We start from the raw sequence: 14,501 nt of genomic DNA, 5'->3' as shown, positions 1-14,501 counted from the left end.
CTTATAGAGTGACGTACCGTGAACGATACTAAGCGTGTGGAAATAGCCTGGCCCGAACTCGACATCACCGTGGCCGCCGAACTCGACCAGCGCAACCCCGCCCTGGCCCAGTGCCTGTGGGACGCGCTGCCCTACCGCAGCCTGCAAGGACACGCCCTGGTCGCCGGTTATCACCTGTACCACGTCGCCCCGGTGCACTCGTTGCTGCACACCGACGCCCAGTTCAAGGTGGACCGGCGCACGGTGCCCGACGGCACCCTGTTCTGCTCCCGGCTGCAGCACCTCGGCATCAAGTACGGCGAGCTGACCGAACCCATGACCGCCACCCCGATCGGCCAGGTCCTCGAGGAGGACCTCGACGCGCTCACCCAGGCCGGCCGCGAGGTGTGGAACTCCGTCTACACCACCAAGCAGCCCGTCATCGCCGAGGTACGCCGCGCCGGCGAGACCGGCGGCCACGAGCTGCCCCGCCTGCCCATCGGCGACCCCGAGCTCAACCAGCTCGTCGCCGAGGTGCACGCCGAGACCAAGCGCATCTGGCTCGACCCGCCGCAGGAGCTGCTCAACCTGCACGAGGGCCGCATCCCCTCGGGCGCCGGCAGCTACGAGACGGTGCTGACCACGCTGCTGTTCGTCAACGGCGAGACCCGCCCGCTCGGCTACAGCTGCTACGGCGGCCTCGTCCGCGCCGCCCTCGACGGCATGCCCATGCCGTGGCTGCGCCAGATGACCCGGCAGCTCGCCCACACTCCCGCCGAGTTCCTCGGCTACTGCGGGCTGGACCGGCTGTGGGACTTCACGCAGCGGCTGCTGTCGGGGCTGGAGCGGCTCAACAGCCACCAGGACTTCATCGCGATCATGGCCCACATGGCGCTCTACTGCAACTGCCTCGGCGGCTGGAACCTGCACCTGTTCCCGTGGCAGGCGGGCGAGCACCTGCGCCGACTGCAGGTCCCAGTATGAGCAGCGGTATGAGTCGCGGCACGAGCGGCGGTATGAGCGGTGCCGCGACCGGCTCCAGGGTGGTGGTGATCGGCGGCGGCGTCATCGGGCTGTCGATCGCCTTCCACCTGGCCGAGGCCGGGGTCGACGTGACACTGCTGGAGCGCGGCACGCTCGGCTCCGGCGCCTCCCGCGCCACCGCCGACGTGGTGCGCTCGTACTTCGCCGGCAACCCGGTCAGCTCGGCCCTGGCCGTACGCAGCCTCGACGCCTACCGGGCCTTTCCCAGCAGGCCGGGCACCGAGCTGCCGCTGCGGCAGGTCGGCTACCTGGTGCTGTTCACCGAGCCGGAGCAGGTGGCCGCGTTCGAGGCCGACCTGTCCGCCCAGCACGCCGCCGGGGTGGACGTCGGCCTCATCAGCGCCGAGGAGGCCAGGGAGCGCAACCCGCTCATCGGCGACCTCCCGCTGCTGGCGGCCGCGTACTCGCCCGACGCCTACATCTCCGACACCTCGGCCATCGTCACCGCCTACGCCCGGGCGGCCGAGCAGGCGGGGGCGGCGCTGCGCACCGGCTGCCCCGTCACCGCCATCGACCCGGAGGCCGGTCGCGTCCAGACCGCCGACGGGGAGATCTCCGCCGACGCCATCGTGTGCGCCGCCGGCGCCTGGTCGGCCTCGCTCGTCCGCTGCGCCGGCGTGGACCTGCCGCTGACCGAGCCGATCGAGCAGGAGCTGCTCACCACCGACCCGCTGCCGCCGGCCACGCCCGACATCCCGGTCACCCTGCACGCCGCCAGCGGCCTGCTGATCCGGCTGCGCGGCGACCGGCTGCTCATCGGCATGGGTTACCCGGGTCCCGACCGCGAGTCCTGGCGCCGCGACGTGGCGCTACGGCTCGCCGAGACGTACCCGAGCCTGGCAGGCGTCGCGCTGCACACCGCCGTGACCGGCCTGCGCGACGCCAGCCCCGACAAGACCGCCTTCATCGGCCACCAGCCCGGACCGCCAGCCTTCCTGTACGCGACCGGCTTCTCCGGCCACGGCCTGTGCAACGCGCCCGCCGCCGGCGAGCTGGTCCGCGACCTCTACCTCGACCAGGACCCCGGCATGGACGTGACCGCGCTGGCACTCAGCCCACGACGGACGGGATGAACCATGACCGACGACAACCGCTTCGTCCTCAACCCGGCCACCAGCGACCTGCACGCCGACAACGAGCTGCTGCGCAAGGCCGGCGCGCTCGTGCCCGTGACCGCGGAGGGCGTGTCCGCCTGGGCCGCCACCCAGTACGCGACCCTGCTGACCGTCCTGACCCATCCGGACATGTCCAGGGAGCTGCACCACTGGAACGCGCGCCACACCATGCCCCCGGGCACGGCCATCGACCGCATCGTCACCGACACGTCCATGCTCAACGCCGAGGGTGAGCGCCACCGCCGGCTCCGCATGCCGCTGACCGCCGCGTTCTCGCAACGCCGGCTGAACGGCCTGCGCCCGCGCATCGAGGAGCTCACCGCCCGGCTGATCGACCGGCTGGCCGCGATGCCGCCCGGCGAGCCGGTGGACCTGCGCCTGGAGTTCGCCTACCCGCTGCCGCGCGAGGTCATCTCCGAGCTGATCGGCATCCCGCCCGCCCACCAGGACGAGCTGCACCGCCTCACCGACGCCGTGGCCCAGGTCGGCGGCCTGGAGGACTCGCCCGACCTGCGCAAGGAGCTGCGCGAGCTGCTCGACCAGATCATCGACGAGCGCCGCGGGAGCCCCGGCGAGGACCTCATCACCGACCTGTTCGAGCTGCACGAGCGGGACGGCGGGCGGCTGTCGGAGGACGAGCTGTTCGCCACCATCGAGCTGCTGTTCATCGCCGGCCACGTGACGACCGTCAACCTGATCACCAACGGCATCGGCGCGCTGCTCAGCCAGCCGGGCCAGCTCGACCTGCTGCGTTCGGGGCAGTGCCCCTACAGCGCGGCGGTGGAGGAGACGCTGCGCTGGGACTCGCCGATCGCGTACTTCCCGATGCGCTACGCGGTACGCGACGTCGAGATCGACGGCGTGCACCTTTCCAGCGGCGAGCCCGTGCTGGCCTGCTTCGCCTCCGCCGGGCGCGACCCCGGCCAGTACGGCGACGACGCCGACCGCTTCGACCTCACCCGCGAGCAGAACACGCACCTGGCGTTCGGCCACGGGCCGCACTTCTGCCTCGGCGCGCCGCTGGCCCGGCTGGAGGGCGAGATCGCGCTGCGGGCGCTGTTCGAGGCGTTCCGGGACATGAGGCTGGCCAGACCGCTGGAGGAGCTGCCGCCGCTGGACACCCTGCTGGGCAACAGCACCCGCACGATGCCCGTCCTGCTCGGCCCGCGCTCGTCGCCCCGTTAGCCGCTGCCAGCCGCCGTCAGCCGCCGTCAGCCGGCGCCGCGCTCGTAGTGGCGCAGGAACAGCTCCTCCAGCGTCGGCGGCCGGCTGACCAGGCCGCGCACGCCCGCGTCCGCGAGCCGGCGCAGCACCGGGTCCAGGGCCGTCGTGTCCACCGTGAACCGCACCCGCCCGCCGTCCGCGCTCAGGTCGTGCACGCCCGGCAGGTCCGCCAGCCGGGCGGCGGGCACGGGTGCGGCGAGCTCGGCCTCGATCGAGGTGCGCGTCAGGTGCCGCAGCTCGGCCAGCGTGCCCGTCTCCACCGTCCGGCCGTCACGGATGATCGTCACCCGGTCGCACAGGGCCTCGACCTCGGCCAGGATGTGGCTCGACAGCAGCACCGTACGGTCGCCGCGGCGCCGCTCCTCCCTGACGCAGTCCCTGAACACCTCCTCCATCAGCGGGTCGAGGCCGGAGGTCGGCTCGTCCAGGATCAGCAGCTCCACGTCGGAGGCCAGCGCCGCGACCAGCGCCACCTTCTGCCGGTTGCCCTTGGAGTAGGCCCGCCCCTTCTTGCGCGGGTCCAGGTCGAACCGCTCCAGCAGCTCGGCCCTGCGCCGCCGGTCCAGGCCGCCGCGCAGCCGTCCGAGCAGGTCGATGGCCTCGCCGCCGGACAGGTCGGGCCACAGCGTCACGTCGCCGGGAACGTAGGCCAGGCGGCCGTGCAGCTCGCTCGCCTGCGCCCACGGGTCGCCGCCCAGCAGCCGCGCGCTGCCCGCGTCGGCCCGCACCAGGCCCAGCAGGACCCGGACGGTGGTGCTCTTGCCGGCGCCGTTCGGGCCGAGGAAGCCGTGCACCTCGCCCGCGCGCACGGTGAGGTCGAGCCCGTCCAGCGCCCTGGTCCGCCCGAACGACTTCGTCAGCCCGGAGACGGTGATGGCGTCGATCATGGTGGTGCTCCTCCAGTTCATGAGCGTCGCCCCCGGTCGAGGGCGGCCCGGGCCTCGGCGGCCTCCTCCAGGCTCAGCACGGGGTGGGAGTAGACGTCCAGCAGCACCCGCAGCAGCTTGTCCTGGCCCTCCGGGGTGTCCAGCCCCGTGCCCAGACTCCGCTCGATGTGCTGCGCCAGGACCGACGGCGACAGCGCCATCGCGGCGAACACCGCGGCGCGCGACCGCGCGTCGACGTCGGGGGGATCCGGCCGGCTCTTGTCCGTCTCGGTCAGCCACTGCTCGCCGATCCGCACCATCTCGTCGAAGAACGGCGCCGCCCACCCCTCCGCCAGCGCCCGCGCCAGGTAACGCCGGTAGGGCCCCATGGCGGTGACCGGGTTGAGGCCGCCGCCCATCGACCGGGTCGCGGCCGCCTCGTGCAACCCGTGCATCGTCTTCATCAGGTGTTCGTCGCACGCCTCGCGCAACGCCTGCTTGGAGCCGAAATGATGGCGCACCAGGCCCAGCGACACGCCCGCGGTCTCCGCGATCCCGCGGATCGTGGCCCGCTCGAAACCGTGCTCGCCGAAGTGCCGCAGCGCCGCGTCCCGGATCCGGGCACGAGCCGTCAGGTCCTCGGGATCCGGTACGGTCGTCGTCACTTCACCCCTCCTGTTCAACCGTATAGCTAACTATCCGTGCGAAAAGCAGACTATACCTGCGTATAGCGCCATGTCCAACCTGACGCCCCGGCTGCGCGCACGCGCCCGCCGCGTTCTACGCTCCAGGGACGACGATTGGAGCCAACGCCGTGCCACAGCCCGACCTGTCACCGGCCACCCGGCCGGCGGCCGCCGCGCCCATGCGCCTGGCCACCACCATCCGCCCCTACGACTGGGGCTCGGTCACCGCACTGCCCCGGCTGTTCGGCACGGAGCCGACCGGGGAGCCGCAGGCCGAACTCTGGATGGGCGCCCACCCCGGCGCCCCCTCGACCGCCGGCGGCATCCCGCTGAACGAGCTCATCGCCCGTGACCCCGCCTCCACCCTCGGCGAGCCCGTCGCCGCCCGGTTCGGCCCCCAGCTCCCCTACCTGTTCAAGGTCCTGGCCATCGAGCGCCCGCTCTCCCTCCAGGTGCATCCCACGACCGAGCAGGCGGAGGCGGGATACGCCGACGAGACGGCCCGTGGGATCCCGCTGGACGACTTCGCCCGCACGTACAAGGACGCCTCCCACAAGCCCGAGATGGTCTGCGCTATCACCCCCTTCCACGGGCTCTGCGGCTTCCGCGCGCCCGCCGCCACCGCGGACCTGCTCGACCGGCTCGCGCTGGCCGGCCTGCGGCCCTGGATCGGCACGCTCAGGACGGAGGAGCCCGCGCACGCCGTCCGCACGGTGTTCGCCGCGATGCTCGACGACGCCGCGCGGCCCCTGCGCGAGGAGGTGGAGCGGGCCCTGCTCACCACCTCCGACGACGACCTCGCCGTCTACGGCGCCATCGCCCGCGCCTACCCGGGCGACCCCGGCCTGGTGGCCGCCCTCCTGCTGCACCACGTCAACCTGCGCCCCGGCCAGGCTCTCTACCTCGGCGCCGGCGTCCCGCACGCCTACCTCGGCGGCATCGGCGTCGAGATCATGGCCAACTCCGACAACGTGCTGCGCTGCGGGCTCACCTCCAAGCACGTGGACGTGCCCGAGCTCATGCGCGTCGTGGACTTCGCGCCGTCCGACCCGTTCCTGGTCGAGCCGGTCGCGGACGGCTCCGGCACGTACGACTACCGGCCGCCCGCCCCCGAGTTCGCCCTCACCCGCCACGAGCTGACCGGGGAGGGCCCGCGCTCGCTGCCCGGCGGCGTGCCGCAGATCGTGCTCTGCGTCGACGGCGAGGCGCACCTCGGGGACGACCTGACGCTGCGACCGGGGCAGTCCGCGTTCATCCCCGCGGCCGTCGCCTCGACGCCGTTCTTCGGGAAGGGCACCACTTATTGTGCCCGGCCGGGCGCCTTTACAATGTAGATCTCTTCGAGGCTCTACCGCAGGCGCCGGATCATGAGCACGTTGTCCGTGCGGGTGCCCGGCCGCCCGTCGGGGGCGTTCTGGGCGCGCTCGTGCTCCTCGCTGCGCAGCACCTCCCACTCCCCCTCCGCCGGCTCCAGCGAGTCGAACACCTCCTGCGGCGTCGGGAAGTGCACGCCGGGCATGGGGTCGTGCTCCCACGACGGCCAGCCCGCGTGCCCCGCGACCAGCAGCACCCCGCCCGGCGCGACGGCCGACGCGGCGGTGCGCAGGATCTTCTCGCGCGGCATGGCCCCCGGAGAGTGCAGGAAGCAGGCGGAGACGAGGTCGTAGGAGCCCTCGGGGAAGGACACGCCGAGGTCGTGCCGCTGCCAGTCGATCCGGTCCGCCACGCCCGCCTCCTCGGCGAGCCGGGCGGCCCGGCCGAGGGCGACGCCGGAGATGTCGGCGCCGGTCACCCGCCAGCCCCGGGCGGCCAGCCACACCGCGTCGCCGCCCTCACCGCAGCCCAGGTCCAGCGCCCGCCCCGGCGGCAGGTCGGAGACCTCGCGGACGAGCACGGCGTTGGGGTCGCCGCTGAACATGCGCTCGCGCTGCCCGTAGCGGGCGTCCCAGAAGTCCTCCTCGGAGACCGGCCCGTCGGCCGCAGCGGCGGCCCCCGCGGCCGCCGCGGCCTCCTGCATGATCAGGTCGAGGTTGATGGCGGCGCCGGCCCGCACGCCCGCCGCCGCCGAGCCGATGACCTGGTCGAACGGGTTGGTCACGTTGCCCGCCGCCCACACGCCCGGCACTCCGGTCTTCCCCATGGGGTCGACGGGGATGTGGGTGCCGATGACCTCGCCGCCCATCTCCTGATCGGCCGGCTCCAGGCCGATGCCCTTGAGCATCTCGGTCCGGGCGGTCAGGCGGGCGGCCACGGCGACGGCCTGGCAGGGGACCTCCCGGCCGTCGGCCAGCCGCACGCCGGTGAGCCGGTCGCCGTCCAGCACGAGCTCGGTCACCTCGCCCGTGACCAGTTTCACACCTCTGGCGGCGAGCTGCCTGCGCGTCTCCTCCGCGGGTTCGGGCGCGGTGTGCAGGAAGAGCGTCACGTCGTCGCTCCACTGGCGCCACATCAGGGCCTGGTGCGCGGCGATCGCGCCGGTGGCCAGGATGCCGATGGCCTGGTCGCGTACCTCCCAGCCGTGGCAGTACGGGCAGTGCAGCACCTCCCGGCCCCACCGCTCGGCCAGCCCCCGCACCGGCGGCAGCTCGTCGACCAGGCCGGTGGTCACCAGCAGCCGGTCCGCCTCGGTCGCGGAGCCGTCCGCCAGGACGACGCGGAAGCGCCCGTCGGCGAGCCGCTCCACCTCCGTGACGGTGCCCGTCACGATCTGCCCGCCGTACGCGGCCACCTCCGCGCGGCCGGTGGCCAGCAGCTCCTGCGGCGGCACGCCCTCGCGCCCCAGGTAGACGTGGACACCCTCCGCCGGGGCGTTGCGCGGCTGCCCCGAGTCCACCACCAGCACCTTGCGCCGTGCCCGGCCCAGCGTGAGCGCCCCGCTCAGCCCGGCGGCCCCGCCACCGATCACCACCACGTCGTATGTCGCGTCCATGTCGCGGCTCCCATCCTTCGTCAGGTACCGCGTCACTGTCGGCGACAGCCCGACAATTTGACAAATTTCCTTGCCGAAATGGCAATCTAGGACGCATGGAACTCGATGACGTGCTGCAATCGGTGGGCCCGCGGCTGCGGGCGCTGCGGCAGGAGCGGGGCACGACGCTGGCGCAGCTCTCCAAGAGCACCGGCATCTCGGTCAGCACCCTGTCGCGGCTGGAGTCGGGCGGGCGCAAGCCCACCCTGGAGCTGCTGCTCCTGCTGGCCAGGGCCCACCAGGTCCAGCTCGACGAGCTGATCGACGCCCCCGTGACCGGCGACCCGCGCGTGCACATGCGGCCGACCAAGCGCTTCGGCATGACCTACGTCCCGCTGAGCCGCCGGCCCGGCGGCATGCAGGCGTTCAAGCAGATCTACCCGCCGCACTGGCCGGGCTACGAGCCGGAGCAGCAGGTCCACGAGGGCTACGAATGGCTGTACGTACTGTCGGGCCGGCTGCGCCTGCTGCTCGGCAAGCACGAGGTGATCCTGGAGGCGAGCGAGGTGGCCGAGTTCGACACGCGGACGCCGCACGCGTTCATCAACCCGGACGACGAGCCCAGCGAGGTGCTGGCGCTGTTCGGGCCGCAGGGCGAGCGCATGCACGTACGCGCCCGCCCCGCCGCCAAGTGACCCGGCGCCTCAGCCGGTGAGGTCGGTCAGGTCGAGCCGGGCCAGGCGCTCCGGATCGGCCAGGATGTCGATGGCCACGATGAGCCCGTTGGAGATCGTGAAGCTCATGACCGCCGACGGCTTGCCGTTCACCGTGTTGATCACCCCGGCCATACCGTTGACCAGCGCGTGATGACCGGTGGACGGCGACTGGCTGCGGAAGGCCAGCGCCTGGCCGGCCACGTTCGCCGCGCCGCGGATCTCGGTCCAGCCGCCCGCGAGCACCGCGCCCTGGTCGGCGCGCAGCACCACGTCGGGGTCGAGCACGGCCACCAGAGCGCCGAAGTCGCCCTGGTGCGCGGCCGCGATGAACGCCTCGACGACCTTCCGCTGCCGGGACAGGTCGGGGTCGGGCACCGGCGCCGCACCGCGTACCCGCCGCCGGGCCCGGCTGGCGAGCTGCCTGGCAGCGGCCGGTGAGCGGCCCACGAGCGGCGCGATCTCCTCGAACGGCACCGCGAACATGTCGTGCAGCACGAACGCCAGCCGCTCGGTCGGCGTGAGCGACTCCAGCACCACCAGCAGCGCCAGCCCCACCGAGTCGGCCACCAGCGCCGCCTGCTCCGGGTCGGCGGCGCCTTCACGGGTGACCACCGGGTCGGGCAGGTGTGTGGCCAGCGGCTCCTCGCGGCGGGAGGTGCGGGTGCGCAGCATGTCGAGGCACACCCGGCCGACGACCGTGGTGAGCCAGCCGCCCAGGTTGTCCACGCCGTCGGCGTCGGCCCGGCTGAGCCGCAGCCACGCCTCCTGTACCGCGTCCTCGGCCTCGCTGAGCGAGCCCAGCATCCGGTAGGCCACCGCCTTCAGGTGGCCCCGGTGCTCCTCGAAGCGGCCGGCCAGGAAATCGTGTTCGTTCATCGTGTCCCAACCCTGATTGTCGCAGTCCTTCACTGCACTGACGTATCCGGGCGGGCCGATGTGACGGGCCGATGTGACGGGCCGATGTGACGGGCCGATGTGACGGGCCGGAACGAGGGGCCGTTCACTCCAGCACGGAGTGCCGCTTGGAGTAGGCGAAGTAGACGACCAGCCCGATCAGGAACCAGACGGCGAAGCGCAGCCACGTCACCGGGTCGAGGAAGGTGATCAGCCAGATCGAGAAGACCACCCCGACGGCCGGGACGACCGGCATCCAGGGCGTGCGGAACGAGCGGGGCAGGTCGGGCTGCTGGTACCGCAGCACGATCACCGCCACGCACACGACCACGAACGCCAGCAGGATCCCGATGTTCGTCAGCTCGGCCGCCTCCCGGATGGGCAGGAACCCGGCGATCAGCGCCGACGCGGCGCCCACGATCCAGGTGACCCGCGAGGGCACCCGCCGCACCGGGTGCAGCTTGGCGAACCACGCCGGCAGCAGCCCGTCACGGCTCATGGAGAACCAGACCCGGGTGACGCCCAGCATGAACGTGAACATGACGGTGAGGATCCCCACGATGGCCCCCACCGCGATGACCGTCGCCAGCCCCGACAGCCCCACCGAGGCGAAGGCCGAGGAGAAACCGCTCTCCGGGTCGATCTCCCGGTAGTTCTGCATGCCGGTGAGGACGAGCGTGGCCAGCACGTACAGGATCATGGAGATGACCAGCGAGTAGATGATCGCCCTGGGCATGTGCCGCTGCGCGTCCCGCGACTCCTCCGCCGCGGTGCTCATCGCGTCGTAGCCGAACACCGCGAAGAACACCGTGGCCGCGCCCGTGATCGCCCCGCCGAGCCCGAACGGGAAGAACGGCGTGTAGTTGGCGGTGTTGATGTGGAAGAAGCCGACCACGATCACCAGCAGCACGACCGCGACCTTGATGGCCACCACGAACGTCTCGAACCTGGCGGCGGCCCGGATGCCGAGGTTCAGCAGGTAGGCGATGAGCAGGCAGAGCACCACCGCGAACAGGTCGACCACGCGCCCCTCACCCGTGCCGGGCGCGCCGAGCATCCACTCGGGCAGCGTCAGGCCGAGTTGCTGGACGAGGAAGCCGAAATAGCCGGAGATGCCGATGGCCACCACCGCGACGATCGCGGTGTACTCCAGCAGCAGGTCCCAGCCGATGAACCAGCCGACGATCTCGCCCAGGACCGCGTAGCCGTAGGTGTAGGCGGATCCGGCCTTCGGGATCAGGCCGGCGAACTCGGCGTACGACAGCGCCGCGGCGGCGCTGGCCACCCCGGCGATGAGGAACGACACGAGCACCGCCGGCCCGGCGGTCTCGTTGGCGACCGCGCCCGCCAGGGCGAAGATGCCCGCCCCGATGATGCCGCCCACCCCGATGGCGGTGAGCTGCCACAGCCCGAGCGACCTGGACAGCTCGCCCTCGTGCTCGGTGGCGATCTGCTCCACCGGCTTGCGCCTGAACACGCCTCGCGAAGTGACCATGACGCCCCCACTGCCGATGTCTACTCCGTGGGTGCGACCTTCCCTCCTGGCCGCCTCCTAACCCGGATGCCCAGGTGAGGCGGCCCTTTCCCGGAGCACGTTCTTCTGGATCTTCCCGGTCGAGGTCTTCGGCAGCTCCCCGAAGAACACCGCCTTGGGTGCCTTGAAGTGCGCCAGGCGGGCGCGTACGTGCTCGATGAGCTCGGCCTCGGTGGCGGCCGAGCCGGCGGCCAGGCTGACGTACGCGACGGGCTCCTCGCCCCAGTGCGGGTGCGGCCGGGCGACGACCGCGGCCTCCGCCACGGCCGGATGGCTGACCAGCGCGTTCTCCACCTCGACCGAGGCGATGTTCTCGCCGCCGGAGATGATCACGTCCTTGGCGCGGTCGACGACCTGCACGTAGCCGTCCGGGTGGACCACCCCCAGGTCGCCGGTGCGGAACCAGCCGTCGGGGGCGGCCTTCTCCGTGGCGGCCGGGTCGCGGTGGTAACCCACCATCACGTCGTTGCCGCGTACCGCGATCTCGCCGACCGTGGCGGCGTCGGCCGGCACGTCGCCGCCGTCCTCGGCGACGACCCGGATCCGCTGGGCGATCACGTTGCCCACACCCTGGCGGGCGGTCAGGGCGGCCGACTCCTCGACGTCCAGGCCGCGCCACTCGGGCTGGGGCTGGCAGATCACGGCGGGGCCGTAGGTCTCGGTGAGCCCGTACAGGTGGATCACGTCGATCCCGGCCTGCAGTGCCCGGCCCAGCAGCGCGGGGCTCGGCGGCGCGCCGCCCACGCAGGCGAGCAGCCGCGGGTCGAGGGCGGCGGTGGGGGCGTCGCGATGGGCCAGCAACGACGTCAGCACGGTCGGCGCGCCGCACAGGTGGGTGACGCGGTGGGCGCGGATCAGCCGCCACGCCTCGCCGGGCTCCACCCTGGGCAGGCAGACGTGCCGGGCGCCGGCCAGCGTCACCGCCCAGGGGAAGCACCACCCGTGGCAGTGGAACATCGGCAGCGTCCACAGGTAGCTGCTCGCGGTCTCCAGCCTGGTGTGCAGCGCCATGGCCAGCGCCTGGAGGTAGGCGCCCCGGTGGTGGTAGACGACGCCCTTGGGGCGTCCCGTCGTGCCGCTCGTGTAGTTGATCGACAGCGGCGACAGCTCGTCCGCCACCGGCACCAGCAGCGGCTCGGCGGCGGCCACCAGCGCCTCGTACCCGGTGGCGGGCACCAGCCGCGGCGCGGCCCCGCTCCCGCGCGCCGCCTCCTGGGCGAGCTCCGCCAGGTCGTCGTCGTGCAGCAGCACCGACACCTCGGCGTGGCCGAGGATGTAGGCCAGCTCGCGGGCGGACAGGCGGATGTTCATCGGCACCAGCACCGCGCCGGCCGCCGGCACGCCGAAGGTGGCCTCCAGCAGCAGGTGCCCGTTGGCGGCCAGCACCGCGACCCGGTCCCCCGGCCGCACCCCGGCCGCGGCCAGCGCGCCGGCCAGCCGCCGCGCCCGCTCCCACAGCTCGGCGTACGTGAGCGACAGCCCGCCGTCCACGACCGCGAGCCGGGGCCCGAACACGGCCGCCGACCGGGCGAGGAAGCTCGTGGGCGTCAGGGGCTCGTACGACAGGCCGGGCAGCTGGTGTACGTGGTTCGCACTCATGTGCGGTTCATCACCCCTATCGTGGTGGATCACCTTCAGGCCATATTGGTGCGTGACAGGGCGTTCGAGCCAGAGGCGCGTACGGAAGGCTTGCCGGATGATCGAGACGGCCGACCACGACGGCATCGCCGTCCTGACCCTGAACCACGGGCCGGTGAACGCGCTGGACCTGGAGCTCCTCACCGCCGTCCCCGAGACCCTGGCCGCCGTCGCCGACGCCCGCGCCGTCGTGCTGACCGGCAGCGGGCGGTCGTTCTCGGCCGGCGTGGACCTGAAGCGGATCTTCGAGGGCGGGCCGCGCTATGTCGAGGAGTTCCTGCCGGCGCTGAGCGTCGCGGCGCTGGCCGTGTTCGAGCATCCGAAGCCGGTCGTCGCCGCCGTGAACGGGCACGCCCTGGCGGGCGGGTGCGTGCTGGCGGCGGCCTGCGACCTGCGGCTGATGTCGGGCGGCACCATCGGCCTCACCGAACTGGCCGCGGGCGTGCCCTTCCCCACGGTGCCGCTGGAGATCATGCGCCACGCCGTCGGCCCGGCGCTGGACGCGCTGGTGCTCGGGGCCGGGCGGCTGGCTCCCGACCAGGCCCGCTCGATCGGCCTGGTGCACGAGGTCGCCGAGCCCGGCCTGCTGCTCGCCGCGGCGCTGCGGCACGCGGAAGGACTCCGCGCCGCGCCGCCCGACGTGTACGCCCTCGCCAAGCACCAGCTCCACCGGCCCGCCCGCGAGCGCATCGACGCCGCGCGGGCCTCGGACGATCCGCTGGTGCAGGAGATCTGGAGCTCCGAGCGCACGTTCGCGACCCTGCGCGGCTACCTCGCCTCCCTGCGCCGCCCCTGAACCCGTCTTACCCCGCTTCGCCCCCACCCGGGCCGGATCCGGCGGACGTCCCGCCCGCGTTCCCCGCCGACCGGGAGACGCGACCGGGCCGGGGGATCCGACGACCCAGGAGAGCCGATGGCAGTGGAGATCGTTTACGAGACGCACTCGATCAGCGACCACAACGAGTCGGGCATCGCGAGCGGCTGGCTGCCCGGCGAGTTGTCGGAGCGGGGCCGCGCGCTGGCCGCGGAGCTCGGCGAGCGCCGTCGCCACGACGGGCTGGCCGCCGTCTTCAGCTCCGACCTGCGCCGCGCCGTACAGACCGCGGAGATCGCCTTCGGCGGCTCGGGGATCCCTCTCCTGCGGGACCGGCGGCTGCGCGAGTGTCACTACGGCGAGCTCGACGGCATGCCCGTGAGCCTCCTGGAGAAGCGCCGTGGCCGGCACATCGGCGAGCCCTGGCCCGGCGGTCAGAGCTACCAGGACGTGGTGAACCAGACGAGCGACTTCCTCACCGAGCTCGCGGTCACGTGGGACGGCGGGAAGGTGCTGCTGATCGCGCATTCGGCCAACCGCTGGGCCCTCCAGCACCTCCTGCACGGCGTGCCGCTCGGCGACCTGGTCGACGCGCCGTTCGACTGGCGGCCGGGCTGGACCTACCACCTGCCGGACGGCTGGACGGGCCCCGGCCGGCAAGCGTGACACACCCCTGTCCTCTACAGGCTGTAGAGTAACGCGCGGTGTCGAGGAAAGGGTGGAGCGTGCTGCGCTGGTTCCGGGTCGTGGCGGTGGCCGAGGCTTGCTCGTGGGCGGGTCTGCTGGTCGGGATGTTCTTCAAGTACGTGGTCGCCACCGGCGAGCTCGGGGTGAAGGTGTTCGGCCCGATCCACGGGGCGCTGTTCGTGCTCTACGTGGCCGGGGTGTTGCTCTCCGCGCGGGAGGCGGGCTGGAGCCGGGGCGCGGTGGTGCTCGGCCTGGCGTGCGCGGTGCCGCCGTTCACCTCGCTGTGGTTCGAACGCCGGATGGCGGCGCGCACGGCGGCCGGGCAGCTCGCCTGACCCTGCTCGCCTGGCCCTGCTCGCCTGGCCCTGCTCGCCGGGCCCTGCTCGCCGGGCCCTG

Annotated in this window: 14 protein-coding genes; 8 read left to right on the top strand and 6 right to left on the bottom strand. The window is 72.9% G+C overall.

The window, feature by feature from the left end; all coding sequences use genetic code 11:
- Nucleotides 1-36: 36 nt before the first annotated feature.
- From AB0J69_RS26590 to AB0J69_RS26580, 3 genes are read left to right on the top strand one after another with little or no spacing between them, the layout of a single operon-like run.
- Nucleotides 37-963: a hypothetical protein gene (locus AB0J69_RS26590; protein ID WP_364122420.1), complete on the top strand. Its 927-nt coding sequence runs from the start codon at nucleotides 37-39 to the stop codon at nucleotides 961-963.
- Between the two features lie 8 nt (nucleotides 964-971).
- The gene (locus AB0J69_RS26585) at nucleotides 972-2,096 is read left to right on the top strand and encodes an FAD-binding oxidoreductase (protein ID WP_364122418.1); all 1,125 of its coding nucleotides are present in this window, start codon (nucleotides 972-974) and stop codon (nucleotides 2,094-2,096) included.
- Between the two features lie 3 nt (nucleotides 2,097-2,099).
- On the top strand, nucleotides 2,100-3,323 hold the full coding sequence (locus AB0J69_RS26580) for a cytochrome P450 (protein ID WP_364122416.1): 1,224 nt from the start codon (nucleotides 2,100-2,102) through the stop codon (nucleotides 3,321-3,323).
- A gap of 26 nt (nucleotides 3,324-3,349) precedes the next feature.
- On the opposite strand, the gene AB0J69_RS26575 is transcribed toward AB0J69_RS26580, so the two are convergent.
- Together AB0J69_RS26575 and AB0J69_RS26570 are read right to left on the bottom strand one after the other, a co-directional pair.
- Nucleotides 3,350-4,249, bottom strand: a complete 900-nt coding sequence (locus tag AB0J69_RS26575) for an ABC transporter ATP-binding protein (protein WP_364122414.1) — start codon at nucleotides 4,247-4,249, stop codon at nucleotides 3,350-3,352.
- A gap of 17 nt (nucleotides 4,250-4,266) precedes the next feature.
- Nucleotides 4,267-4,893, bottom strand: coding sequence for a helix-turn-helix domain-containing protein (locus tag AB0J69_RS26570; protein ID WP_364122412.1), 627 nt, complete (start codon nucleotides 4,891-4,893; stop codon nucleotides 4,267-4,269).
- 149 nt (nucleotides 4,894-5,042) lie between these two features.
- On the opposite strand from AB0J69_RS26570, the gene manA reads away from it, so the two are divergent.
- The gene (gene manA / locus AB0J69_RS26565; protein WP_364122410.1) at nucleotides 5,043-6,248 is read left to right on the top strand and encodes a mannose-6-phosphate isomerase, class I; all 1,206 of its coding nucleotides are present in this window, start codon (nucleotides 5,043-5,045) and stop codon (nucleotides 6,246-6,248) included.
- 14 nt (nucleotides 6,249-6,262) lie between these two features.
- On the opposite strand, the gene AB0J69_RS26560 is transcribed toward manA, so the two are convergent.
- On the bottom strand, nucleotides 6,263-7,843 hold the full coding sequence (locus AB0J69_RS26560) for a bifunctional NAD(P)/FAD-dependent oxidoreductase/class I SAM-dependent methyltransferase (RefSeq protein WP_364122408.1): 1,581 nt from the start codon (nucleotides 7,841-7,843) through the stop codon (nucleotides 6,263-6,265).
- Between the two features lie 95 nt (nucleotides 7,844-7,938).
- Between AB0J69_RS26560 and AB0J69_RS26555 the strand changes: the two genes are divergently transcribed.
- Complete coding sequence (locus AB0J69_RS26555; RefSeq protein WP_364122406.1) at nucleotides 7,939-8,517, top strand: XRE family transcriptional regulator; 579 nt, start codon at nucleotides 7,939-7,941, stop codon at nucleotides 8,515-8,517.
- A 9-nt stretch (nucleotides 8,518-8,526) separates the two neighbouring features.
- On the opposite strand, the gene sigJ is transcribed toward AB0J69_RS26555, so the two are convergent.
- From sigJ to AB0J69_RS26540, 3 genes are all read right to left on the bottom strand, one after another.
- On the bottom strand, nucleotides 8,527-9,414 hold the full coding sequence (gene sigJ, locus AB0J69_RS26550; protein WP_364122404.1) for an RNA polymerase sigma factor SigJ: 888 nt from the start codon (nucleotides 9,412-9,414) through the stop codon (nucleotides 8,527-8,529).
- A gap of 124 nt (nucleotides 9,415-9,538) precedes the next feature.
- The gene (locus AB0J69_RS26545) at nucleotides 9,539-10,927 is read right to left on the bottom strand and encodes an amino acid permease (RefSeq protein WP_364122402.1); all 1,389 of its coding nucleotides are present in this window, start codon (nucleotides 10,925-10,927) and stop codon (nucleotides 9,539-9,541) included.
- Nucleotides 10,928-10,984: 57 nt separating this feature from the next.
- Nucleotides 10,985-12,565: an AMP-binding protein gene (locus tag AB0J69_RS26540; RefSeq protein ID WP_364122401.1), complete on the bottom strand. Its 1,581-nt coding sequence runs from the start codon at nucleotides 12,563-12,565 to the stop codon at nucleotides 10,985-10,987.
- A 97-nt stretch (nucleotides 12,566-12,662) separates the two neighbouring features.
- Between AB0J69_RS26540 and AB0J69_RS26535 the strand changes: the two genes are divergently transcribed.
- The 3 genes from AB0J69_RS26535 (at nucleotide 12,663) to AB0J69_RS26525 (ending at nucleotide 14,440) form a co-directional block, all read left to right on the top strand.
- Nucleotides 12,663-13,400 (top strand): enoyl-CoA hydratase/isomerase family protein, encoded by a 738-nt coding sequence (locus AB0J69_RS26535; RefSeq protein ID WP_364122400.1) that lies wholly within the window; start codon nucleotides 12,663-12,665, stop codon nucleotides 13,398-13,400.
- Between the two features lie 117 nt (nucleotides 13,401-13,517).
- Nucleotides 13,518-14,084: a histidine phosphatase family protein gene (locus tag AB0J69_RS26530; protein ID WP_364122398.1), complete on the top strand. Its 567-nt coding sequence runs from the start codon at nucleotides 13,518-13,520 to the stop codon at nucleotides 14,082-14,084.
- A 38-nt stretch (nucleotides 14,085-14,122) separates the two neighbouring features.
- On the top strand, nucleotides 14,123-14,440 hold the full coding sequence (locus tag AB0J69_RS26525) for a DUF3817 domain-containing protein (protein ID WP_364122396.1): 318 nt from the start codon (nucleotides 14,123-14,125) through the stop codon (nucleotides 14,438-14,440).
- Nucleotides 14,441-14,501: the final 61 nt, after the last annotated feature.

Origin of the sequence: Nonomuraea sp. NPDC049709 (assembly GCF_040674815.1) — a bacterium.
Lineage (GTDB): Bacteria > Actinomycetota > Actinomycetes > Streptosporangiales > Streptosporangiaceae > Nonomuraea.
Note: the sequence above shows the minus strand (reverse complement) of the source record. Positions and strands in the feature narration are given on the sequence as shown.